The organism is Bradyrhizobium sp. McL0615 (genome assembly GCF_049993905.1).
GTDB lineage: Bacteria > Pseudomonadota > Alphaproteobacteria > Rhizobiales > Xanthobacteraceae > Bradyrhizobium.
This window is the reverse complement of sequence record NZ_CP188254.1, coordinates 7,661,485-7,683,022: the sequence shown is the minus strand read 5'-3', so window position 1 is coordinate 7,683,022 and position 21,538 is coordinate 7,661,485. Positions and strand designations below refer to the sequence as shown.

Genomic DNA, 21,538 nt, shown 5'->3' with positions numbered 1-21,538 from the left:
GCTGGTCGCAGCAATGGCCCGGCCGTAGAACACGAGACATTGCCTGTCCGCGATTCTTTTCGGGAATGCGCCCTTGAACAAGCCCGTCATCGTCTCTGAGGAAATCGCGACCGCACCGGTGGTCGTGCAGGACGCGGCGCCGGGCCTCGCCGCCAGGGTGGCGGTCGCGGGGCCGGCCTATGTCGTGCTGACCGGCATCAGCTTCTCGCATTTCCTCAACGACACCATGCAGTCGTTGATCGCCTCGGTCTATCCGATCCTGAAGGACGCTTACGCGCTGGACTACGGGCAGATCGGCATGATCACGCTGGCGTTCCAGTTCACCGCCTCGCTGCTGCAGCCCGTCGTCGGCCATTTCACCGACAAGAAGGCGCAGCCGTTCTCGCTGGCGATCGGCATGGGATTCACCTTCTTCGGCCTGCTGCTGCTAAGCGTCGCGCATCTCTATCCCATCATCCTGATCGCAGCCGCGCTGGTCGGCCTCGGCTCGGCGGTGTTCCATCCGGAGTCGGCGCGGATCGCGCGGCTCGCCTCGGGTGGGCGTTATGGTTTTGCGCAGTCGGTGTTTCAACTCGGCGGCAGCTTTGGCACGTCGATGGGGCCGCTGCTCGCGGCGCTGATCGTGGTGCCGTTCGGACAGCCGAGCATTGCCTGGTTTTCATCGATCGCGTTTCTGGCAATCGTGATCCTGTGGCGGATCGGCGTCTGGTACAAGCCGCAGATCGCGACCAAGAAGTCTGCGGTGATTGAGCGCCATCCAGACCACCCGGATTCGCGGCGCGTCAAAATCGCGCTCGCGGTGCTGGTCGCGCTATTGTTCTCGAAGCAGCTCTACGTGTCGAGCCTGTCGAGCTATTACATCTTCTATCTGATCGACAGGTTTCAGGTGTCGACGCAGGCGGCGCAGTTCTATCTCTTCATCTTCCTTGCGTCCAACGCGGCAGGTGCATTCTTTGGCGGCCCTCTCGGCGACCGCTACGGCCGCAAATACGTTCTCTGGTTCTCGATCCTCGGCGCGCTGCCGTTCACGCTGGCGCTGCCCTATGCCGGCCTGGCCGGAAGCGCGGTGCTGACCGTTTTCATCGGCCTCATCCTCTCGTCGGCGACGTCATCGATCATCGTGTTCGCGCAGGAATTGATGCCGCACCGTTTCGGCATGATCTCGGGCGTGTTCTTCGGCGTCGCCTTCGGCATCGGCGGACTCGGCGCCGCGGTGCTCGGCAAGCTCGCCGATCACACCGGGATTGCGTTCGTCTATCACCTCTGCGCGTTCCTGCCCGCGCTCGGTTTGCTCGCGGTGTTTCTGCCGAAGATGCCGAAGCACTCTCGCTGAGCACAACACGCGCGCGCCGCAGCGACACCATCAACAAAACCTTAATGCCCTGATCGCGAGCGAGTTGCCGTCAATACCCGGTTAGGAAATGTGACGGCTTTTCCGCGGTTAATTCTTTGTTGCAAACGTTTCAGCGCATACGCTGCAAACGACCGCGCAGAGAAATGGTCACAGATTATCAACCTTAATAATTAGGGTTAAGCGGCGCTTAAACATTTAATGCCATCGTCCTCCCGTGAGTTTTTGAAGTGGGGCTCGTCGCAGTCAGCCTCACCGTGCAAAAGGACGAAGCCCATGCGTAGCGTTAAGTCTCTGCTTGCCGCAGGAGCGGCGACTCTGTTGTCGACGGCGGCGTTTGCTGCCGACATGGCGATCGCGCCGCCGCCCTATGCGCCCCCCGTGGTCGAGGAATTCGGCGGCTGGTATCTGCGCGGCGACATCGGCTTCAGCAACCAGCGCGTCGATCGTCTCAACAACGTGCTCGACCGCAACAACACCTCGTCGGTTCAGACCAACAACTTCAACTCCGCGGGCATCTTCGGCCTCGGCGTCGGTTACAAGGTCAACAACTGGTTCCGCGCCGACGTCACCGGTGAATATCGCGGCAATTCAAGTTTCTTCGGCACTGACCGCATCACCTATGTGGGCGGCGTCGGCACCGACACCTATCACGCCACCAAGAACGAATGGGTCGTTCTCGCCAACGCCTATGTCGATCTCGGCACCTGGTGGTGCATCACCCCGTTCATCGGCGCCGGCGTCGGTGGCGCGCGGGTTGCGATCAACGGCTTCACCGACCAGGGCATCGCCAGCAATCCAGTGCAGCCCGGTCCCGCACTGGCGGGTCTCGCCTTCGGCGACAATGTGGCGAAGTGGAATTTTGCTTGGGCGGCCCATGCCGGTCTCGCCTACAGGGTCACGCCGAACTTTACCGTCGAACTCGCCTATCGCTATCTCGATATGGGTGATGGCCTGACGGGCGACCTCCGCACGTTCGACGGCACCAACAACGTCAACAACCCGATGACCTTCAAACACCTCACGTCGCATGACCTGAAGCTCGGCGTGCGCTGGGATCTGAGCACCCCGCCGGTCTACGCGCCGCCGCCGCTGGTGACCAAGGGTTAATCGCGACTTCCATTCGTTAACGGTTGCCGAACGGCGCGGGCACTTCCCGCGCCGTTCGCTTTTGCGCGTGGCGATGCGCGAGCTGCGGGTGCGCCAAAATCTTTGCCGGCTTTCCGACAAGATCTTGCCCAAACGGTGCACGCGACAACGATTGGTTAAGGTTAACAGGCGATGATCGACGCCAAGTTCAGAGTGTCTGAAGGAGCGTTGCGATGCGTCGATTTTTGCTGGTGGCTGTGATGTGCGGAGCGGCGAGTGTCGCCCAGGCGGCGGATATGCCGGACCTGCCGTTTCTCCGCGGCGGCTTGACCGACGGCCTGACCAGCGCCAAGGTCAACTGGCAGGGCTACTATGTCGGTGGCCAGGTGAGCTACGGCTCGGTCACTTCGAAGGTGGCGCCCGGCGCCAATAGCGACCTGCAATCGACATATCGCCGTCCTCCTAACGCCGACTATAACTGGCAGCCTTTGCCTATCGGCAACAGCAACCCCACCGGCTTTGGCGGCTTTGTCGGATACAATTCGCAATGGGAAGACGTCGTCGTCGGTTTCGAGGCGAACTACATCCATGACGGAATCCGTACGATTTCGGATTCGGTGGGGCTGCGCTATCAGCTCGACAACGTCACGCTGCAGAGCCTGACCCATTCGAACGCGATCGTGAAGCTCTCCGATTTCGGCTCGGCGCGCATCCGCGCCGGCTATGTCATGGGATGCTTCCTGCCATATCTCTTTGCCGGCACCGGCCTCGGCAGCCAGACCGTCGATCGTACCGTTTCGGCGTTCCCGGATCCGGTGCTGACGCCAACGACCGCCGCCAGCAAGACCAAGCTGGTCTATGGCTACAGCGTGGGCGCTGGCCTCGATGTGATGCTGGTAGGCGGCTTGTTCATGCGCGCCGAATACGAATATCGCCGGGTGACGACGGATATCGAAACCAACATCAACACCGTCCGCGCCGGCCTCGGCTATAAATTCTGATCCCCTTGCAACGGCGCCGATCCGGCGCCGTTGACAGATTTGTCGCCGCCTGTTGCAGTGTCGTCGTAACGAGGGCGGCACATGAAGGTCTACGGCGATACCAATTCCGGCAATTGCCTGAAGGTGAAGTGGGTGTGCGACCATCTCGCGCTGCCCTACAGCTGGATCGCGGTCGACACCCTGAAAGGCGAAACGGGTACCGCGGAGTTCCTCAAGCTCAACGGCGCCGGCCAGGTGCCTGTGGTCGAACTCGACGACGGCCGCACGCTGGCGCAATCCAACGCCATCATCCGCTATCTCGCACGCGGTTCTCGTCTCATCCCGCAAGATGGGTATGCGGAAGGCAAGATGGACGAGTGGCTGTTCTGGGAACAGTACAGCCATGAGCCTTATGTCGCCGTATGCCGCTTCCAGATGTTTTATCTGAAAAAGCCGGCCTCCGATCTCGACGCCGACAAGGTCAAGCGCGGCTATGCGGCGCTGGCGCGGATGGAGCACCAGCTCGCGCTGACGCCATTTTTGGCCGGTGATGCCGTCTCGCTCGCCGACATTTCGCTGCTGGCCTATACGCGCCTTGCGCATGAAGGCGGCTTTCACCTCGACGGCTACGCCGCGGTGCGCCGCTGGATCGGCGCGACCGAAAAATTCCTTAGGCTCCCGCCGGCGCGCTGACGACACCGGAAATTATCATGTCTGCCATTTCAGAGGTTACCATCCGCCGTACCCGCCGCGAGGATGTCGGCGTCATCGTCGCCATGCTGGCGGACGATCCGCTCGGCGGCGCCCGTGAGCAGATCGAAGACCCGCTGCCGCAATCCTATTTCACAGCGTTCGATCGGCTCGCCCACGATCCGAATATCCTCCTCGTCGTTGCCGAGGACGGCGAGGGCGCCGTGGTCGGGTGCCTGCAGCTCTGCATCCTGCCGGGGCTGAGTTCGCAAGGTGCCTCGCGCGGCCTGATCGAAGATGTCCGCGTCGCCAAGCACTGCCGCAGCCGCGGCATCGGCGAGCAGTTGGTGCAATGGGCGGTCGTGGAAGCACGCGCCAAGGGATGCAAACTGGTCGAATTGCTGACGCATCACACCCGCGTCGATGCGCAGCGATTTTACGAGCGGCTAGGCTTTGCGCGCAGCCACGTCGGAATGACCATGCGATTTTGATCGGCATAGCGTTTCGAGCGAAGCATGCCTTCGGACTCGATCCGGGGGTGGAATCCGGTTCACGTAAAGAACGCGTCAGAAGGAAGGTCGGCCAATTGCGGTTGAAGCGAATTTGCGATGAATGCCTGAGGTAGTCGTCACTGTGCGATCCGGTTAACAACCGATAAACTACGCGTGCGTCCGTGATTTTACGGATCGGAACGTCTCCGCTATGCCAGCGTCTCCCATGGGGCTTTGGGCAGCTTGGGGGATTTCCGATGAAAAAATATTCGATTATCCGGATCGGAAGCGAATATGTCGTTCAGGCCGGAGAGACCAGCATTCTGAAGGTTTCGAGCCGCCGGGAGGCGGCCAAACTGGTCGATGCCGCCGAACTCCTGCAGCAGGAGCCGGCGCCTTCTACGGACGAACAGCCATCAATGGAGCGTGAAGCTCCCAAAGTTCCTTGACGATCGGGCACGATTCCCTTAATCACCGCGGCGGGACACCTCCCCCCAACGGGAGGCTTACTATCTGGAAGGATAGATTATGACCGTAGCGAAGCCCGCTTCGCGGCCGAACGTGCCGCATTTTTCCTCCGGCCCCTGCGCCAAGCGCCCCGGCTGGAACCCCCAAAATCTCAAGGACGCTGCTCACGGCCGTTCGCACCGTGCGAAGGTCGGCAAGGCCAAACTCAAGCTCGCGATCGAACTGACGCGCGAAGTGCTTGAAGTGCCAGCCGATTACAAGATCGGGATCGTGCCGGCGTCCGATACTGGCGCGGTCGAAATGGCGCTGTGGTCGCTGCTCGGCGCGCGCCCCGTCACCACCATCGCCTGGGAATCCTTTGGCGAGGGCTGGGTCAGCGACATCATCAAGGAATTGAAGCTGAAGGACGTCACCAAGCTGCATGCCGGCTATGGCGATCTTCCCGATCTGTCCAAGGCCGATCCGGCGTCCGACATCGTCTTCACCTGGAACGGCACCACTTCCGGCGTGCGCGTGCCGAACGCCGATTGGATCAGCGCGACCCGGGAAGGCCTCACCATCTGCGATGCGACGTCGGCCGCTTTCGCGCAGCCGCTCGATTTCGCAAAGCTCGATGTGGTGACGTTCTCCTGGCAGAAGGCGCTGGGCGGCGAAGCCGCGCACGGCATGCTGATCCTGTCGCCGCGCGCAGTGGAACGGCTCGAGACCTACAAGCCAGCCTGGCCGCTGCCGAAGATTTTCCGCCTGACCAAGGGCGGCAAGCTCAACCAGGGCATCTTCGAAGGCGAGACCATCAACACACCGTCGATGCTGTGCGTCGAGGATTATCTCGATGCGCTGAACTGGGCGAAATCGATCGGCGGCCTCAAGGCCCTGATCGCGCGCGCCGATGCCAACACCAAGGTGCTGTCGGACTGGAAGGCAAAGACGCCGTGGATCGATTTCCTGGCAAAGGATACCTCGATCCGCTCCAACACCTCGGTGTGTCTGAAGTTCACAGATCCCGCTATCACCTCGCTGACGGCGGATGCGCAGGCGGACTTCTCGAAGAAGCTGGTCGCGCTGGTGGAGAAGGAAGCCGCCGGTTACGATTTTGCGTATTACCGCGATGCGCCGGCGGGCCTGCGGATCTGGTGCGGCGCCACCGTGGAAGCCTCCGACGTCGCGCTGCTGACGCAGTGGATCGACTGGGCGTTCGCCGAGACCAAGGCCGCGTTGCCGAAGGCGGCTTAGCTTTCTTTTTGCCTCTCCCCGTTCTTACGGGGAGAGGTCGGCGCATGGCGCCGGGTGAGGGGCTCTCTCCGCGCGCACCTCGCTTGTGGCCGCCCCTCACCCCGACCCTCTCCCCGTAAGAACGGGGAGAGGGAGAAGAACTCGCTCCGTCTCCATTGCAGCAGGTCTCACAGGCCATCCCATGTTCGAACCTGAGAACGACATCGAGCGCTTGCTGATGAGTGCATCGGCGGAGCCGGCTGAACGGCCGGCTTTCGCCCGCGCGTTGATGGATGCGGAAATTGTCCTGGTGCTGGTTCCGGAAGGCGGTGATCCGATCGTCCCCGGGCCGGACGGAAACGCCGTTATCCCCGAGGGCACCAAGATGGTCTTGCCGAGCGCGGTGCGCGGCGAGGAACGGCTGATTCCGTTCTTCACCGCCCGATCGCGGGCGCAAGCCTGGTACAGGAATGACCACGTTGCGGTGCCGGAGCGGACGCGCGATCTGTTTGCCCGCTACCCCGGCGCGCCGTTCGTGCTCAATCCCGGCTCCGACTATGGCAAGGATTATACGCCGGGCGAGGTGGCACGGCTGCTGGCCGGCGATTTCGACCTGAGCGCCCCGCAGGCAGTCACGACGCAGACGCCGCAACAGATCATGCTGGCACATCCCAGTGAAATCCCCACCGCGCTGATCGAAGCGCTCGCGCGCGAATTCGCCGGCGTCAAATCCGTTCGCGGCGCCTGGCTGATGCTGGCGATGCGCGGTGGCGAGGCCGAACAAAGCTGGATGCTCGGCGTCGACCACACGGGGGCGTGGCAGGAAGTTCGCGATGCGATCGGCCGGGCCATCGTCGGCGATATCCTCGGCGGACGCGTGCTCGATGCCATGCCTCTCGACGGCAGTTCACTCGCCGTCACCTTGCGTACCGGAATTCCCGTCACCGCCGCCAAACGCGGCTCTCTCCATTAGCTCTGCAGGTAGACCCAGATGACAAAACCCAAAGTTCTCATTTCCGACGCGCTGTCTCCCGCGGCCGTGCAGATCTTCAAAGACCGCGGCGTCGAGGTCGACTTCCAGCCCAATCTCGGCAAGGACAAGGACAAGCTCGCCGAGATCATCGGCAATTACGACGGCCTTGCAATTCGCTCCGCGACCAAGGCCACCGCCAAGATCATCGACAAGGCCACCAGGTTGAAAGTGATCGGCCGCGCCGGCATCGGCGTCGACAATGTCGAGATCCCGGCGGCGACCGCCAAGGGCATCATCGTGATGAACACGCCGTTCGGCAATTCGATCACGACCGCCGAACACGCCATTACCTTGATGCTGGCGCTGGCGCGTGAAATTCCGCAGGCCGACGCCTCGACGCAGGCGGGCAAGTGGGAGAAGAACCGTTTCATGGGCGTCGAGATCACCGGCAAGACGCTGGGCGTGATCGGTTGCGGCAATATCGGTGCAATCGCCGCCGACCGCGCGCTCGGCCTGCGCATGAAGGTGATCGCGTTCGATCCGTTCCTGTCGCCCGAGCGCGCCAAGGACATCGGCGTCGAGAAGGTCGAACTCGACGAATTGTTCAAGCGCGCCGATTTCATCACGCTGCACACGCCGCTGACCGAGAAGACCAGGAACATCATCGACGCAGCAGCGATTGCGAAAATGAAGAAGGGCGTGCGTATCATCAACTGCGCCCGCGGCGGCCTGGTCGACGAGCAGGCGCTGGTCGACGCGCTGAATTCCAAGCATGTCGCGGGCGCCGCCTTTGACGTGTTCGTCGAGGAGCCCGCCACCAAGAACGTGCTGTTCGGCCATCCCAACGTGATCTGCACCCCGCATCTCGGCGCCTCCACCACGGAAGCGCAGGAGAACGTCGCCCTTCAGGTCGCCGAGCAGATGTCGGATTATCTGCTGACCGGTGCGATCTCGAATGCGGTGAATTTCCCGTCGATCACCGCTGAGGAAGCGCCGAAGCTGAAGCCGTTCATCGAGCTCGCCGAAAAGCTCGGCTCGTTCGCAGGCCAGCTCACCGAGAGCGGCATCCTGAAAGTCGAGATCACCTATGAGGGGCAGGTCGCCGAGATGAAGATCAAGGCGATCACCTCGGCGGTGCTGTCGGGCCTGCTGCGGCCGATGCTCGGCGACGTCAACGTGGTCTCCGCGCCGGTTGTCGCGAAAGAGCGCGGCATGGTGGTGGACGAGATCGTGCGTGCGGCGCAGAGCGATTACGAAAGCCTGATCACGGTGGCCGTCACCACCGAACGGCAGGAACGCTCGGTGTCCGGCACCGTCTATCACGATGGCAAGCCGCGGCTGGTCGACATCAAGGGCATCCGGGTTGACGCCGAGTTCGGCAAGTCGATGATCTATGTCACCAACGAGGACAAGCCCGGCTTCATCGGCAGCTTCGCCGGACTGCTCGGCGACGCCAGGATCAACATCGCCACCTTCCATCTCGGCCGTGTCAAGCAGGGCGGCGACGCCATCGCGCTGGTCGAGATCGACGGGCCGGTCCCGGCGGACGTGCTGACGAAGGTGCAAGCCTTGCCCCAGGTAAAGCAGGCCAAGGCGCTGGTGTTCTAACCACGCGTCGTTTCTTTCCCTTCAAGGGGATTGCCTATCCTTCGCCGCGGTCCCGCCGCGGCGAAGTCACATGGAAGTTCCGATCGAACCGGTTTCTCCGTCGCTGCGTCTCATGACCGGGAGTGGTGGGCGGCTATTGCGCGTTGCCATCAGGCGACCGGTTCAGGAGGGTATCCATGCGATTGATTACGAACGGTTTTTGGACGACGAGCCTTGTCGTGTTCACGGCGCTTGCGGGCGGCCCGGTGCGGGCGGCAGACATAGCGGCCAGCTCGGCGGTCGATGCGGTCACAGTCTATCCCGACGGCGCCAGCGTCACGCGGGTCATCTCGCTCGATTTGCCGGCCGGCGAGAATTCCGCCGTTCTGAAGGATTTTTCGCTGACGCTCGATCCGTCCTCGCTGCGGGTGGAGGGTGAGGCGGGCGCGAAACTTACGATCGGCGCGATCGACGCAAGACCGCCGCGCGCGGCGCCGCCGGTCAATTTGCCCGAACTCGACAAGCGCATCGAGGCGTTGAAGGACGAGCGCGTCAATCTGCAGGGCGCGATCGATGCCGCCACCGCCCGGCGTAAATTCGCCGAACGATTCGCGAATATTTCTCCGGTAGGGATCGGCGACAAGGGCGAGGCGCGGCCGATCGCCGAATGGCGCGCGGCGTTTGCCGCGGTCGGCGAGGAAGTCGCCAGCACCGAGGCTGCCATCCGCGATGCCGAACGCAAGCAGCGCGAACTCGACCGCGAAATTGCGCGTCTCGAGCAGGACCGGGCGCAGAAGCCGGCGGGCAAGCTGGAAGTCCGGATCGAACTCGCGGCTGCCGCCGCGACCAAAGCGACGCTGCGCGTGACCTATGCGGTGCGCAACGCGCGCTGGGTGCCGCTCTACGACGCCCGCCTCGACACCGGCGCGAACGACCGCAAGCCCGCGCTCGAACTGGTACGCCGCGCCGAAATCACCCAAAACACCGGCGAGGACTGGTCGAATGTCGCGCTCGCCGTTTCCACCGTGCGAACCGCACGCGGCGGCCACGCGCCCGACCTGAAGTCCCTCGTCGTTCAATACCCGCAAGTACCGCGTCCGATGGCGGCGGGCTTATTGGATTCTGCAATGCCCTCGGCGGCACCCGCGCCGGACAGGCAGAGGCTGCTCCGCTCCAGCGGGGGGAAGAGCGAGGAGCCCGTGATGGAGAAGGCGGCCGAGCAACAGGCTGCGGCCGATGTCAGCGGCTTCCAGGTGGTGTTCAAGATTCCGGGCCGCGTCAGCCTTGGTGCCAGCGAAGGCGCCAAGAGCCTGCGTGTCTCCAGTGCGAGCATTGCGCCCGACCTCGCGGTCCGCGCCGTGCCGGTGCTCGACCCGACCGCGTTCCTGGAAGCGAGCTTCAAGCAGACCGAGGATGCGCCGCTGCTGCCCGGCCGGGTCGCGATCTATCGCGACGGCGTGTTCGTCGGCCGTGGCCAGATGGCGGCCGCCAGCAAGGACGAAACCGTGCGGCTCGGCTTTGGCGCCGACGACAAGGTCAAGATCGAGCGCGCCGTCGTCAAACGCAACGAGGGATCGGCCGGGCTGATCGTGACGACGTCGAAGACCGACGAACGCGCGTTCAAGACCACGGTACGCAACGGCCACGACTTCCCGATCCGGATCGCGATCGAGGATCAGTTGCCGGTCAGCGAGCACGAGGACATCGTGGTCGACATGCTGCCGTCGACGACCGCGCCGACCGCAAGCAACATCCGCGATAAACGCGGCGTGCTGGAATGGGCGTTTGAGGCCAAGGCAGGTGAAGTCAGGGACATCAACTTCGCCTGGCGGATACGCTGGCCCAAGGACAAGGGCGTCGTGATGGTGCCGGCGGGCTGAAGCTTGCTTTACGCTCGCTGACACCGCGGGTCTCCCTCCCCCCGCGAACGGGCGGAGGGAGCTCAAATTCGGGCGCCGCTAGTCCTTTCCGTCAGCCATGGTGCGGAAGGTGATGGAGTATCGCGGCGCCTCGACGGCGGGAATGCTGTGTTCCCAGATGCGCCGCGATTCGCCTGACATGAGATAAAGCGAACGCGGCGCGGCCTCGAGCGTGTAGCGCTGCCATTTTTCGCCGACCGCGCGCCGAAACCGGAACTTGCACGGTGACCCAAGCGAGAGGCCGAAGATCCGGTCGAAATGCGGCTTGTCGCGGTGCCAACCGATTCCAACGCCGACGTCGTATTCAGTGCAGAGCACCTGCGCAATTCGCGTTGACGGCCCGCCATAGGCCTCGACGCTTTCTATCAGCGGAAGAAGCCAGCCGGGAATCGGCGCGGCCGGCTGCAAGCGCTGCAGCGTGTAATCGTAGCGGAACCCGAACGAGGCCACTCGGCGCTTGCCTTCGAAGGCGCCGAACTGAAACGGCTGCAGCGGCAACGCCGAGACATGGCCGATGAGCTCGCGCTCGAGCGCGGGCGAGATGAACTCTTCAGCGACCGCAAGGCCCTGCGGCGAAGTCTTCTGTTGCGGAAAAAGTGCGAGCTGCTGCGTCACGCCGCCGTCCTCGGAATGTAATTGTGAATCCGATATGGGGATCGAGGCAGGCAAATAAAGATACGCCCCCAATGGGTTGACCCGGCAACCGGGGATTACGGTTTGCAAGTTTTTCCTGTGCGCGCGGGGAACTTTGCCGATTTGGGAAGATTGTCGCTTGAGAAATGGCGGCGGGACATACGGAGGAAAAATCATGAACGGTCTTATCTATCTTGTCGGCCTGGTTGTCGTGATTCTGGCAGTGCTGTCCTTCTTCGGCCTCCGCTGAGGCCATGCACATGTCGATGGAAAATATCTCACCGGGGACGCGAAGCGATGTCGCGCCACGGTTTCTGCAATGGTCGCCGATCGTGCTCGGCGCGCTCGCGGCCACTGCGCTGTCCTCGGTTTTGCTGACGTTTGCAGTCACGATTGGCCTCGGCGTCACGTCGACGGCGCCAACCTGGCGCGACACGTCCACGGCACTTGCGATCCTGTCGGGCCTCTATCTGATCATCCAGGCCGTGCTCAGCTTCGGCGTCGGCGGCTACATCGCCGGGCATACCCGTACCCCGATCGGTACGGATGCGGTCGGCGAAACAGAGCACGTTGACGGCGCCCATGGGCTGGGTACCTGGGCACTAGCCGTTGTCATGGGTGCCCTTCTGGTCACCTGGATTGGCGCGGCTACCGTTAGTCGGACATCGTCGGCGCGTGGCGCAGCGCAGGCGAGTGCGGCCGAGCCGCTCTTGAGCTATGAACTGGATCGGCTATTTCGCGCCGGCCGCCGCGCACCCAACGTGGATCTCAGCGCCGAGCGCGCCGAAGCCGGCCGGATCCTGCTCACCACTTCAAGTCATAGCGGCATGAGCGCGGACGACCGAACCTACCTTGTCCAGCAAGTCGGTGCGCTGACCGGCCTCGCCGCAGCCGACGCGGAACGCAGGGTCGATGGCGTCATTGCGAGCGCCACGACAGCCATTGCAAGGTCACGGCGCAGCACCGTGATCCTCGCCTTCTCGGTCGCGACCGCGATCCTGCTCGGTGCTGTGGCTGCCTGGGCCGCGGCGTGCGCCGGCGGACGGCATCGCGACGGTGCGCCCCTGCCGGAGTGGATGGATCGATCGAATGCACTCGGCCGACGGCGAGCCACCGTGCTGCCGTAGCGTTTGGTCTTCTCCCTCCCCCCGCGAAAGAGCGGGGAGAGGGAGAAGCACCTTTACTTCGCCTTCAAAAACTCGCCGACTTCCAGCAGCACGAACTCGTTATCATCCGCCTTGTTGGGATCGCGGCTCGACGAGAACGGCAGGTTGTTGTCGTTGCCGACGATGATATGCGTCTCATCGACGCGGTCGACGTTCTCTATGGTGAAGAACGGGAAGGTCAGCACGCCGTCGTTAAGCGGCTTGCGGGCCTTGTTGTCGGGATCGCGGATTTTCATCAAATCGATATAGGCGATCTTGCGCACCGGCTTGCCGACATTGGCGTCGGACAGTTCGACCTTGTAGACGCGCTTGAATTTGGCGAGATCCGGAAAGCAGTTCTCGCCGCGCTGGCCGGCCGGGCAGGCCTTGTCGGCGGTGCCCTCGCCATTGTCGCGCTCGATGATCAGGCCGCTGGAGGCGTCGATCATGTTGAAGTCGCCGATGGCGTTGCCGTTCTGCTCGAACACATATTGCCAGTAGCGGCCGGTGAATTTTTCGTTCACGACGTCGAATTCGAGAATCCGCGAGGCTTCCTTGCCGTCGAGCTTTTCCCAGTCCTTTTTCTCGGCATCCCACAGCGGGCCCTCGAGCAGACCATAGAGGAATTTGCCGTCCTTCGACGACGCAAAACCTTCATAGCCCTTGGAGCGGCGCAGATTGACACTGGTGTAGGTCGCCCCGGGTGCGCCCGGCGACTGCACCGACCAATGGTCGGGCGAGCGCACCGGCTTGCCGTCGGCGATGGTTTCGAACACGGCGAGAATCTTGCCCATCCTGTCGGCCTTCAGCACATAGGGTCCGAACTCGTCGCCGATCCAGAAGGTGTCGCCGATGACCTGAAAGCCCTCGGTGTCGAAATCGGCACCGGTGAGATAGCGCTTTGCAGTGTCCTCATGCACGATGCGGAACGGCACCTTCTTGTCGGGATCGTGCAGGAAGACGGTTTCCTGTCGCTCGATCTTGCCGCTCGCCCAGTCGATCTTGTGGCGGTTCAGATAGAGCATCGAGTCGGCCGAGTTGTAGCGCGAGCCCATGCCGTTGTCGGTGAGCACCCAGAACGAACCGTCCGGCATCACCTTGATGCCGGAATGGCCCTGCAGCGGCTGGCCCTTGAACGGCAGCGATACGCCGGTGGGGCGCTCGTAAGACTTGCCCATCACGCTGCCGACGGTATCGACGCGCTTGCCGGTGGTGTATTTGCCCGCGGTCTTGAGATCGTCCGGCGCATCCACGGGCGCATCGATGAAGCTCTGCGCCGGCAGCACGGCGTGGCTCTTCAGCGTGGCGGGAAACTCGCCTTCGCCCTGTGCAAATGCAGCACTGGCCAGAAAGATGGACGCGACGGAGCAGAGCAATGACACGCGCATGGCGGATCTCCTCATGATGACGATGCGGAGTGTCTTGCGGAGCGGCTGTTACAGCTGGCTGACAGTTCTGTGAAGAACCTGTAACGCCGTTGGATAAGGCTGCGGCGTTATGCCGTTGGCGGGCCTGCGGGCCGCATCGTCTGCGGCAGCAGGAACGGCACGCCGCCGTCGGTATAGTCGATCGTGACGTCGACCTCGAAAATCCGGCGGATGGTCTCGGCCGTGATCGCCTCCGCGCGGCCGCCGTCGACGGCAAGCTTGCCGCGATGCAGCAGCACGATCCGGTCGGCGAAGCGCATCGCCAGATTGAGGTCGTGCAGCACGGCAATCACGGCCGTACCGTTCTGCGCGCGCCGCCGCGCCGTCTCCACCAGATCGATCTGGTGGCGCATATCGAGGCTGGAAGTCGGCTCGTCCAGCAATAGCAGGCCGGGGCCGTGCTGTTGTTCGCCGCAGGCGAGTTGCACCAGCACGCGGGCAAAATGCGCGCGTTGCTGTTCGCCGCCGGAAAGCGTCGGCAATTGCCGGTGACTGAATGGGGCCAGTCCGACCTCGTCGAGTGCGGCATCGACCAGCCGTTGCGCGGCGGAGCGGCCGGCGTCGCCAGCGCCCATATGGACGATCTCCTCGACGGTGAACGGGAAGGTGACGTTGACATGCTGCGACAGCATCGTGCGGTGATAGGCGAGCTGGCGCGGCGGATAGAGGTGGATCTCGCGCTGCTTCAACCGGATTTGGCCGCGCGTCGGGCGGAGGTCGCCGGACAGCATCCGCAGCAGCGTCGATTTGCCGGCGCCGTTGGGACCGACGATCGCGACCATCTCGCCGGCCTTGATGCGCAGGTCGATGCCGTCGACCAGCGTGGCGCCCCCGATCGTCATCGAGATCGATTGGGCTTCGAGAATGGCGGTCATAGCGGAACCAGCCCGCGCTGGCGCAACAGCATGCCTAAGAAAAACGGCGCGCCGATCGCCGCCGTCAGGATGCCGATCGGCATTTCCGCCGGCGCCACGATGGTGCGCGCCAGCGTGTCGGCGCCCACCATCAGCACCGCGCCCAACAGCATCGAGGTCGGCAGCAGCAGCCGGTGCGCCGGCCCGATCACCAGCCGCAGCAGATGCGGCACCACGATGCCGACAAAGCCGACCACGCCGCAGACCGATACCGCAACGCCGGTCATCGCCGACACCAGCACGATCGAAATCCGCTTCAGCCGCTCGACGTCGACGCCGTTGTGAAAAGCCTCGGCCTCGCCGAGCACCAGCACATCAAGCCCGCGCGCGATCGAGACGCAGGCAATCAAAGCAAGCCCCAGCACCGGCGCCAGCGTGGCGAGCTTGGGCCAGGTCGCGCCGCTCAGCGAGCCCAGCATCCAGAACGTGATATCGCGCAACTGGCGATCGTCGGCGATGAACACCAGGAGCCCGATGCCGGCATTGGCGATGGCGGCAATCGCAATGCCGGCCAGCAGGAAGATCGCAATCGACGTCCGCCCCGAGCGGCTCGCGATCCCATACAGAACGATCGTCGTCCCCAGCGAGCCGGCGAAGGCCGCGATCGGCAGCAACTGATTCTGCATGAAGCGGAGGCTCTCGCCGGGGTGGCTGTCGGTGAAGACGATCGCTGCCGCCGCTGCAAACGCGCCGCCGGAGGAAACGCCGACCAGTGCGGGGTCGGCGAGGGGGTTTCGAAACAGTCCCTGCATAATGGCGCCCGATGTCGCGAGCAGGGCGCCGACCATCGCGGCTGCCGCGATCCGCGGAATCCGGATCGACCACAATACGAGCTGGTCGCGCGCGAGGCTTGGTCCCGCTGCAGCGTCCGCCCACAGGCCGAGCGCGGCCGGCAGCCGCGCCAGCGGAATGCCGGCAGCGCCCATCGTCAGCGCGATCAGCGCCGCGGCGGCAAGCGCGGCGAGCAGGCAAATGACGGTGAGGGACGCGGGCGGACGGAACGCGTATCCGCTGCGCTGCTTGGCACGTTCCGTGCTGTCGGAGAGGGCCGTCACAGCCGGCAGTTTGCGTTGACTGCCGCCGGCTTGAATTTCTCGGCATGCGGCGCCAGCGCCGGATAGAGCTGGATCGAGAGGTCGCGCGCTGCGACCGCCGTGCGCGGCCCGAAGCCGAGTAGATAGAGGCCTTCCATCGAGATGAAAGTCTTGTTGGCCGCGACCGGGGTCAGCGCGAAGGCCGGATGGAGGTACACCGTCTCCGCCTCCACCGAATCCTTGCCGCGCTGGATCGAGAGCACCACGTCGGGCTTTGCAGCGACGATCGCCTCGTCGTTGATGATCTTGTAGCCGTCATAGCCGTCGATCGCGTTGACGGCGCCGGCGAGCGCGATGATCTCGTTGGCGGCGGTCTTGTGGCCCGCAGCCATCGCCCGGCCGTTCAATAGCGACATCACGAACATCACGCGGACCGGCTTCGTCACCTTGGCGCGCAGCTCGCGCAGTTGCGTCAGATCGTCCGTCACCGCCGCGGTCAGGCATTCGGCCTGCTTGTCCGCGCCCATGGCGTGGCCGACCAGCTTGATCTTCTCGATCAACCCCTGTTCGGAAAAGGTTTCGGGCACCAGCACCAGCGGCACCTTGGCCGCTTCCAGCACGTCCATGGTTTCCTTCGGCCCGGAGCCCTGTACGGCGAGCACCAGCGAAGGATTGAGCCCGAGCACGCCTTCGGCCGAAAGCTGGCGCATATAGCCGACATTCGGCTTGTCGCGCGCCGCGGCCGGATAGAGGCTGGTGGTGTCGACGCCAGCGAGGCGGCCTTCGAAACCGAGCGCGTAGAGGATTTCGGTGATCGCGCCGCCGATCGACACGATCCGCGCGGGGTCCGATATCGTGACGTCGCGGTTGCGGGCGTCATGCACGGTAATGCCCGCGGCAACGGCCGCGCCGCCGAGCATGAAGCAGCCCGTGACGGCCGAAATTGCGAGCGTGCGACAAATTGTCATTGTCGGTTCACTTGGTCAGGATCAGCTTGTTCTGCGACGTCAGCCGCAGGCGATAATTGTCTCCACCATGCGCGATAATGATTTCCCGCTCGGTCGCGAACAATTCGCGGCTGTCGATTCGGCTGCCGTTCATGGTGAGAAGGCGCGTCGCAGACGGCGGATTTTCGGCATTTTTCCCGGCGCCTCCGATATTATCTTCTGAAGGTGCCGTCATAATTGCTGTTGCGCCCCCGCTGTTCCCAACCAGTTGCTTGTATAATTCGATCGACGCGCAATCCAACTGCTGCATTTTACAATCGATATAAACTGCGCCGTGCCGTTATTGACCGTTCCCGCAACGCGGCGTAACCAAGATGAACGCGATACGAGCGGGGGTGCCCGGTCGCGAAAATTGTTAGCCAGCAAGCAGCCGCGCATCACCGCGGTGCCCGCCAGCCAAACCCAAGACACAAATAACAGGTTGGGGCAGTATGGCTTTCGGGGCTAGGCATTCGCGCGCCTTGGTTGTGGGCGCGTCGGCATTTTCGTTTGCATTGATGTCGTCAGGCGCTGCGTTCACGCAGGCGCTGGAAGCGGAGGCCGTCACGCGCTCTGCCGAACAGAAAAAGCAGAAGCAGGCCAAGCGCCAGCAAGCCAAGCCGCAGCAGGCTGCGCAGGCCACCGCAGCGGCGATGAATGCGCGCGCGCAGGCTGGCGGCCCGGCGGTGCAATCGCTCGATACGATCACGGTGGCAGCCTCGAAGACCGAGGAGCGCGCGATCGACGCACTGGCGCCGGTCAGTTCGGTGTCGATGGAGCAGATCCAGGGCCTGCAGCCGAACCGGCTGTCCGACATCTTCTACAACGTACCCGGCGTGTCGTTTCAGGAGCGTGGCGACGATCCCGCGACCGTCATCAACATCCGCGGCCTGCAGGATTTCGGCCGCGTCGCGGTCGTCGTCGACGGTGCGCGGCAGAACTACCAGCGCTCCGGCCACAACGCCAACGGCTCGTTCTTCCTCGATCCCGAACTGGTCGGCGGTGTCGATGTGGTGCGCGGCCCGACCGCGAATATCTACGGGTCGGGCGCGATTGGCGGCCTGGTCTCATTCCGCACCAAGGACATCAACGACGTAGTGCGCCCCGGCGAGCGCTGGGGCGTCGACCTGACCGGCTCCGGCGGCACCAACAATGCCCGCGGCCTCGGCTCGATCTTCGGCGGCGTCCGCGCCGATCCCAATGTCGATGTTTTCGGCGGCGCAGTGTACCGCACCCAGGGCAATTACAAGGACGGCAACGGCACCGAAATCGGCAATACCGGCAACGAGCTTGCTGCCGGATTGATGAAGGTTACGGTACGCCCTGCCGAAGGCCATGAGATCAAGCTCGGCGGCGTGTTCCAGGATTATCAATACAGCATTGGCCAGTTCAACCGCGGACCGGTGCTGACCGCGGCGCAACGTGCGCTGTTTCAGGGATCGTCGGTCTATGCGTCCGACGCCAAGAACTACATGGGCACGCTGACCTGGAAATACAGCAAGCCGGACGACAATCTCTGGGATTGGAATATGTCGCTGTACGGCAATCGTACCGACAACGACCAGACCAAGACCGCGCACCTCAGCTCGACGCCATCGGCCTATTGTGGCGGCGGCTTGGGCAACAACATTTCAGGCTGCGTTGGTGACAAGCGGAGCTACGTGCTCGATACGCTCGGGATCGACGTCTACAACACGACGAGATTCAATGTCGGCGACTGGCGTAACGCCGTGACGCTCGGGATCGATGCGTTCCAGGATGACGTGAGCACAAAGGACAGCCGCGGCAACTCCAACATCACCACGCCCAGCGGCCTGCGTACTGTGTCCGGCGGATTCGCGCAGTTGAAGCAGAACTATTCGACCTGGCTCGAGGTCGTCAGCGCGATCCGCTACGATCGCTACGATCTTCACTCGCCCACGGTGGCGACCGGTGGCGGCGGCGATCGTTTCTCGCCCAAGATCACCGTCGGTGTGACCCCGGTGGCGGGCTTCACGCCCTATGTCAGCTATGCCGAGGGCTATCGCGCGCCCTCAATCACGGAGACCTTGATTTCGGGTGGTCACGCCACCGGTGGCGGTCCTCCGTTCTTCACCTGCGCGGATGGAACCGCGGCACTGTTCTGCTTCCTGCCCAACCCGAACCTGCGGCCGGAGGTCGGCAAGAACAAGGAAGTCGGCCTCAACCTGAAGTACAATGACATCTTTACGTCCGGCGACAGCTTCCGCGGCAAGTTCAACGTGTTCCGCAACGACGTCGATGGCTATATCGACCTCGTTGCTTCCACGCCGGTGCCGGTGCCGCCGTTCGGCTCGTTCTCGCAGTTCTATCAGTACCAGAACATCGCGCATGCCCGGATCGAAGGCGTCGAAGCCGAAACGATGTATGATGCCGGCCTGTGGTATGTCGGTGTCGCAGGCCACCTGATCCGCGGCAAGAACGTCGCGACCAATATCGGGCTGGCGACCATCACGCCGCGCAAGATCACCACGACCGGCGGCGTGAGGCTGCTCGACCGCAGGCTGATCCTGGCGGCGCAGTGGTCCTCGTTCGGCGCCAACAACGACATTCCCGCCGGCTATGTGCCTTCGACCGGGTATGAGCTGGTCAATCTGTACCTGACCTGGCATGCGACCAAGGACATCATGTTTACGGCGTCGATCGACAATCTGTTGAACCAGTACTACCGGCCTTATGCTATCCCCGGAAGTTCGACCGACGGCACCACGCAGAACGACGTGTTGTGGTCGAGCCCCGGACCGGGCCGGGTCTACAAGGCCGGATTGAAGATCCATTTTGGCGGAGCGTAATTCGACGAGCTGACCAACCGATCAAGCTGCACCGGGCCGCGCTGATGCTCCAGCGCGGCTTCGGTGCATCCATGTTTCCAACCAACTCTAACGGTACGCCAGGCGCACCCCAGCAACGAAGCCAAGGAGATTTCAAATGTTTATCGCAATGAACCGGTTCCAGGTGAAGATTGGCTCTGAAGCGGCCTTCGAGACCGTCTGGCGCACGCGTGAGTCCTATCTGAGCAACATGGCCGGCTTCGTCGAGTTTCATCTGCTCAAGGGCCCCGTTCTCGAGGACCACACGCTGTATTCGTCGCACACGACCTGGGCCGACAAGGCCGCCTTCGAAGCCTGGACCAAATCGGAAGAGTTTCGGCGCGCGCATGCCCGCGCCGACAACAAGACCGGCGAAAGCCTCTACCTCGGCCATCCCAAGTTCGAAGGATTCGACGTGATCCTGAGCGAGCGCAAATCCAGCGCCGCCGCTTGAAGGGGGAAGCGTCATGCTGAGCACGGAGCTCGCCGACCTCAAGGCGTATATGTTGGAAAATCCGGGCGCTGTCATCGAGGATGTCGCGCGGGAGCGCAAGGTCACGCCGCGCGCCGTGCTCGAGGCGCTGCCGGAAACGATGGTGCGCATCGGCGCCGGCGGCGAATTTGGCGCTGCCATGAACGACGTCGCGCAATGGGGCGAGGTGACGCTGATCGTCCATACCGACGACGCGATCTTCGAGTTCACGGGCAGCGTGCCCGCGGGCGAAGTCGGGCGCGGCTATTTCAACCTGATGCAGCCGAAGGGGCTGCACGGCCATCTCCGGCATGAGCGCTGCGCGGCGATTGCCTTTGTCGAGCGGCCCTTCATGGGCAAATCATCGGCCTTCATCGCGTTCGTCAATGTGGACGGCGGCATCATGTTCAAGGTGTTCGTCGGCCGCGATGAGACGCGCGCGCTGCGCGGCGACCAGTTGGAGCGCTTTCATGCGCTTGCCGAGAGGATCGCGCCTGCGCCTGAGGCGTAGCCCGGTCCGCATTGTCAGTCCAGGAGGTGGTCATGCAGCGAACAGTTCTGGATGGTATGATCCGCTGGTGTGGAGCGGCCGGCGTGGCCGCCTTGCCAGGTTCGGCGCGCGCCGCCACCGACGTCGCGCTGCTGCCGCGCAATTTGTCGCCCTGGAACATGTTCGTGAATGCGGACATCGTGGTGCAGGTGGTCATGATCGGGTTGGCCTTCGCCTCGCTGGTGACGTGGACGATCTGGTTGGCAAAAACCATTGAGGTCCGTCGCAAGACGGCGACCGCCAGACGGCGGCTGAGCCTGCTGGAAACCGACACGGTGCTCGCCAAAGTCGAGCAGGAAAGCCGTGGCGGCAACGATGCCGTGGCCCAGATCATCCAGTCCGCCGCGCGCGAGGCCTCTCTCTCCGGCGGCCATTTCGACGACGGCCTCAAGGAACGCGTGGCGCTGCGGCTGGAGCGGGTGGAAGCCGCGATGTCGCGGCAGATCGCGCGCGGCACCGGCGTGCTCGCGACCATCGGCGCCACTGCGCCGTTCGTCGGCTTGTTCGGGACGGTCTGGGGCATCATGAACTCGTTCATCGGTATTTCCGAGGCCCACACCACCAATCTCGCCGTCGTCGCGCCCGGCATTGCGGAAGCGTTGCTCGCGACCGCGCTCGGTCTTGTCGCGGCGATCCCGGCGGTCGTGATCTACAACCATCTCACCCGTACCATCGCGGCCCATCGCGCGCTGCTCGGCGACGCTTCAGCGATGGTGCTGCTTCTGATCAGCCGCGAGGGCGATCGCGGTTCGTTCCGGCTGGCGCGCGCCGCCGAGTAAACGACGGAGT

At 63.5% G+C, this 21,538-nt stretch carries 21 protein-coding genes; 15 read left to right on the top strand and 6 right to left on the bottom strand.

Annotated features, from left to right (window positions below; genetic code table 11):
- The first annotated feature begins 73 nt into the window (after nucleotides 1–73).
- From ACPPVP_RS36935 to ACPPVP_RS36890, 10 genes are all read left to right on the top strand, one after another.
- The gene (locus tag ACPPVP_RS36935) at nucleotides 74–1,333 is read left to right on the top strand and encodes an MFS transporter (RefSeq protein ID WP_426528461.1); all 1,260 of its coding nucleotides are present in this window, start codon (nucleotides 74–76) and stop codon (nucleotides 1,331–1,333) included.
- A 294-nt stretch (nucleotides 1,334–1,627) separates the two neighbouring features.
- Nucleotides 1,628–2,461: an outer membrane protein gene (locus ACPPVP_RS36930; RefSeq protein ID WP_426528460.1), complete on the top strand. Its 834-nt coding sequence runs from the start codon at nucleotides 1,628–1,630 to the stop codon at nucleotides 2,459–2,461.
- Between the two features lie 212 nt (nucleotides 2,462–2,673).
- Nucleotides 2,674–3,441, top strand: coding sequence for an outer membrane protein (locus ACPPVP_RS36925; RefSeq protein ID WP_426528459.1), 768 nt, complete (start codon nucleotides 2,674–2,676; stop codon nucleotides 3,439–3,441).
- 81 nt (nucleotides 3,442–3,522) lie between these two features.
- Nucleotides 3,523–4,113: a glutathione S-transferase family protein gene (locus tag ACPPVP_RS36920; RefSeq protein WP_426528458.1), complete on the top strand. Its 591-nt coding sequence runs from the start codon at nucleotides 3,523–3,525 to the stop codon at nucleotides 4,111–4,113.
- Nucleotides 4,114–4,130: 17 nt separating this feature from the next.
- On the top strand, nucleotides 4,131–4,601 hold the full coding sequence (locus tag ACPPVP_RS36915; RefSeq protein ID WP_426528457.1) for a GNAT family N-acetyltransferase: 471 nt from the start codon (nucleotides 4,131–4,133) through the stop codon (nucleotides 4,599–4,601).
- A gap of 257 nt (nucleotides 4,602–4,858) precedes the next feature.
- Nucleotides 4,859–5,050 carry a hypothetical protein gene (locus ACPPVP_RS36910; protein ID WP_426528456.1) on the top strand — a complete coding sequence of 64 codons (192 nt, stop codon included), beginning with the start codon at nucleotides 4,859–4,861 and terminating at the stop codon, nucleotides 5,048–5,050.
- A gap of 79 nt (nucleotides 5,051–5,129) precedes the next feature.
- On the top strand, nucleotides 5,130–6,302 hold the full coding sequence (locus ACPPVP_RS36905) for a phosphoserine transaminase (protein ID WP_426528455.1): 1,173 nt from the start codon (nucleotides 5,130–5,132) through the stop codon (nucleotides 6,300–6,302).
- A 181-nt stretch (nucleotides 6,303–6,483) separates the two neighbouring features.
- Nucleotides 6,484–7,254, top strand: coding sequence for an enhanced serine sensitivity protein SseB C-terminal domain-containing protein (locus ACPPVP_RS36900; protein WP_426528454.1), 771 nt, complete (start codon nucleotides 6,484–6,486; stop codon nucleotides 7,252–7,254).
- 18 nt (nucleotides 7,255–7,272) lie between these two features.
- On the top strand, nucleotides 7,273–8,862 hold the full coding sequence (serA, locus tag ACPPVP_RS36895) for a phosphoglycerate dehydrogenase (protein WP_426528453.1): 1,590 nt from the start codon (nucleotides 7,273–7,275) through the stop codon (nucleotides 8,860–8,862).
- A 176-nt stretch (nucleotides 8,863–9,038) separates the two neighbouring features.
- Nucleotides 9,039–10,721, top strand: a complete 1,683-nt coding sequence (locus ACPPVP_RS36890; protein WP_426528452.1) for a mucoidy inhibitor MuiA family protein — start codon at nucleotides 9,039–9,041, stop codon at nucleotides 10,719–10,721.
- A gap of 78 nt (nucleotides 10,722–10,799) precedes the next feature.
- Here the strand turns inward: ACPPVP_RS36890 and ACPPVP_RS36885 are convergent, their stop codons facing one another.
- Nucleotides 10,800–11,375 carry an alpha-ketoglutarate-dependent dioxygenase AlkB gene (locus ACPPVP_RS36885; RefSeq protein WP_426528451.1) on the bottom strand — a complete coding sequence of 192 codons (576 nt, stop codon included), beginning with the start codon at nucleotides 11,373–11,375 and terminating at the stop codon, nucleotides 10,800–10,802.
- Nucleotides 11,376–11,653: 278 nt separating this feature from the next.
- Between ACPPVP_RS36885 and ACPPVP_RS36880 the strand changes: the two genes are divergently transcribed.
- Entirely contained in the window at nucleotides 11,654–12,520 is an 867-nt protein-coding gene (locus ACPPVP_RS36880) for a hypothetical protein (protein WP_426528450.1), read from the top strand.
- Between the two features lie 53 nt (nucleotides 12,521–12,573).
- Here ACPPVP_RS36880 and ACPPVP_RS36875 read toward each other — a convergent pair whose 3' ends face one another.
- The 5 genes from ACPPVP_RS36875 to ACPPVP_RS36855 all read right to left on the bottom strand — a co-directional run bounded on the left by ACPPVP_RS36875 (nucleotide 12,574) and on the right by ACPPVP_RS36855 (nucleotide 17,095).
- A complete protein-coding gene (locus ACPPVP_RS36875) occupies nucleotides 12,574–13,926 on the bottom strand; it encodes an esterase-like activity of phytase family protein (RefSeq protein WP_426528449.1) in 1,353 nt (450 codons plus the stop codon).
- 107 nt (nucleotides 13,927–14,033) lie between these two features.
- On the bottom strand, nucleotides 14,034–14,840 hold the full coding sequence (locus tag ACPPVP_RS36870; protein WP_426528448.1) for a heme ABC transporter ATP-binding protein: 807 nt from the start codon (nucleotides 14,838–14,840) through the stop codon (nucleotides 14,034–14,036).
- Nucleotides 14,837–15,934: a FecCD family ABC transporter permease gene (locus ACPPVP_RS36865; RefSeq protein ID WP_426528447.1), complete on the bottom strand. Its 1,098-nt coding sequence runs from the start codon at nucleotides 15,932–15,934 to the stop codon at nucleotides 14,837–14,839. The genes ACPPVP_RS36870 and ACPPVP_RS36865 overlap by 4 nt, the downstream gene beginning before the upstream one ends.
- Nucleotides 15,931–16,881 carry a heme/hemin ABC transporter substrate-binding protein gene (locus ACPPVP_RS36860; protein ID WP_426528446.1) on the bottom strand — a complete coding sequence of 317 codons (951 nt, stop codon included), beginning with the start codon at nucleotides 16,879–16,881 and terminating at the stop codon, nucleotides 15,931–15,933. Before ACPPVP_RS36860 ends, ACPPVP_RS36865 begins: the two co-directional genes overlap by 4 nt.
- Before the next feature lie 7 nt (nucleotides 16,882–16,888).
- On the bottom strand, nucleotides 16,889–17,095 hold the full coding sequence (locus tag ACPPVP_RS36855) for a hemin uptake protein HemP (RefSeq protein ID WP_426538255.1): 207 nt from the start codon (nucleotides 17,093–17,095) through the stop codon (nucleotides 16,889–16,891).
- A gap of 322 nt (nucleotides 17,096–17,417) precedes the next feature.
- On the opposite strand from ACPPVP_RS36855, the gene ACPPVP_RS36850 reads away from it, so the two are divergent.
- From ACPPVP_RS36850 to exbB, 4 genes are all read left to right on the top strand, one after another.
- Entirely contained in the window at nucleotides 17,418–19,709 is a 2,292-nt protein-coding gene (locus ACPPVP_RS36850) for a TonB-dependent hemoglobin/transferrin/lactoferrin family receptor (RefSeq protein WP_426528445.1), read from the top strand.
- Nucleotides 19,710–19,845: 136 nt separating this feature from the next.
- Complete coding sequence (locus ACPPVP_RS36845; protein ID WP_426528444.1) at nucleotides 19,846–20,181, top strand: antibiotic biosynthesis monooxygenase family protein; 336 nt, start codon at nucleotides 19,846–19,848, stop codon at nucleotides 20,179–20,181.
- 13 nt (nucleotides 20,182–20,194) lie between these two features.
- Nucleotides 20,195–20,710: a heme utilization cystosolic carrier protein HutX gene (gene hutX, locus ACPPVP_RS36840; RefSeq protein ID WP_426528443.1), complete on the top strand. Its 516-nt coding sequence runs from the start codon at nucleotides 20,195–20,197 to the stop codon at nucleotides 20,708–20,710.
- 56 nt (nucleotides 20,711–20,766) lie between these two features.
- Nucleotides 20,767–21,528 (top strand): tonB-system energizer ExbB, encoded by a 762-nt coding sequence (gene exbB, locus ACPPVP_RS36835; protein WP_426538253.1) that lies wholly within the window; start codon nucleotides 20,767–20,769, stop codon nucleotides 21,526–21,528.
- Nucleotides 21,529–21,538 lie beyond the last annotated feature (10 nt).

What these genes read in the sequence shown, in the direction of transcription:
- ACPPVP_RS36930 (WP_426528460.1), top strand. Translation starts at nt 1,628, where the DNA reads ATGCGTAGCGTTAAGTCTCTGCTTGCCGCAGGAGCGGCGACTCTGTTG.
- ACPPVP_RS36925 (WP_426528459.1), top strand. Translation starts at nt 2,674, where the DNA reads ATGCGTCGATTTTTGCTGGTGGCTGTGATGTGCGGAGCGGCGAGTGTC.
- ACPPVP_RS36920 (WP_426528458.1), top strand. Translation starts at nt 3,523, where the DNA reads ATGAAGGTCTACGGCGATACCAATTCCGGCAATTGCCTGAAGGTGAAG.
- ACPPVP_RS36915 (WP_426528457.1), top strand. Translation starts at nt 4,131, where the DNA reads ATGTCTGCCATTTCAGAGGTTACCATCCGCCGTACCCGCCGCGAGGAT.
- ACPPVP_RS36910 (WP_426528456.1), top strand. Translation starts at nt 4,859, where the DNA reads ATGAAAAAATATTCGATTATCCGGATCGGAAGCGAATATGTCGTTCAG.
- ACPPVP_RS36905 (WP_426528455.1), top strand. Translation starts at nt 5,130, where the DNA reads ATGACCGTAGCGAAGCCCGCTTCGCGGCCGAACGTGCCGCATTTTTCC.
- ACPPVP_RS36900 (WP_426528454.1), top strand. Translation starts at nt 6,484, where the DNA reads ATGTTCGAACCTGAGAACGACATCGAGCGCTTGCTGATGAGTGCATCG.
- serA (WP_426528453.1), top strand. Translation starts at nt 7,273, where the DNA reads ATGACAAAACCCAAAGTTCTCATTTCCGACGCGCTGTCTCCCGCGGCC.
- ACPPVP_RS36890 (WP_426528452.1), top strand. Translation starts at nt 9,039, where the DNA reads ATGCGATTGATTACGAACGGTTTTTGGACGACGAGCCTTGTCGTGTTC.
- ACPPVP_RS36880 (WP_426528450.1), top strand. Translation starts at nt 11,654, where the DNA reads ATGTCGATGGAAAATATCTCACCGGGGACGCGAAGCGATGTCGCGCCA.
- ACPPVP_RS36875 (WP_426528449.1), bottom strand. Translation starts at nt 13,926, where the DNA reads ATGCGCGTGTCATTGCTCTGCTCCGTCGCGTCCATCTTTCTGGCCAGT.
- ACPPVP_RS36870 (WP_426528448.1), bottom strand. Translation starts at nt 14,840, where the DNA reads ATGACCGCCATTCTCGAAGCCCAATCGATCTCGATGACGATCGGGGGC.
- ACPPVP_RS36860 (WP_426528446.1), bottom strand. Translation starts at nt 16,881, where the DNA reads ATGACAATTTGTCGCACGCTCGCAATTTCGGCCGTCACGGGCTGCTTC.
- ACPPVP_RS36855 (WP_426538255.1), bottom strand. Translation starts at nt 17,095, where the DNA reads ATGACGGCACCTTCAGAAGATAATATCGGAGGCGCCGGGAAAAATGCC.
- ACPPVP_RS36850 (WP_426528445.1), top strand. Translation starts at nt 17,418, where the DNA reads ATGTCGTCAGGCGCTGCGTTCACGCAGGCGCTGGAAGCGGAGGCCGTC.
- ACPPVP_RS36845 (WP_426528444.1), top strand. Translation starts at nt 19,846, where the DNA reads ATGTTTATCGCAATGAACCGGTTCCAGGTGAAGATTGGCTCTGAAGCG.
- hutX (WP_426528443.1), top strand. Translation starts at nt 20,195, where the DNA reads ATGCTGAGCACGGAGCTCGCCGACCTCAAGGCGTATATGTTGGAAAAT.
- exbB (WP_426538253.1), top strand. Translation starts at nt 20,767, where the DNA reads ATGATCCGCTGGTGTGGAGCGGCCGGCGTGGCCGCCTTGCCAGGTTCG.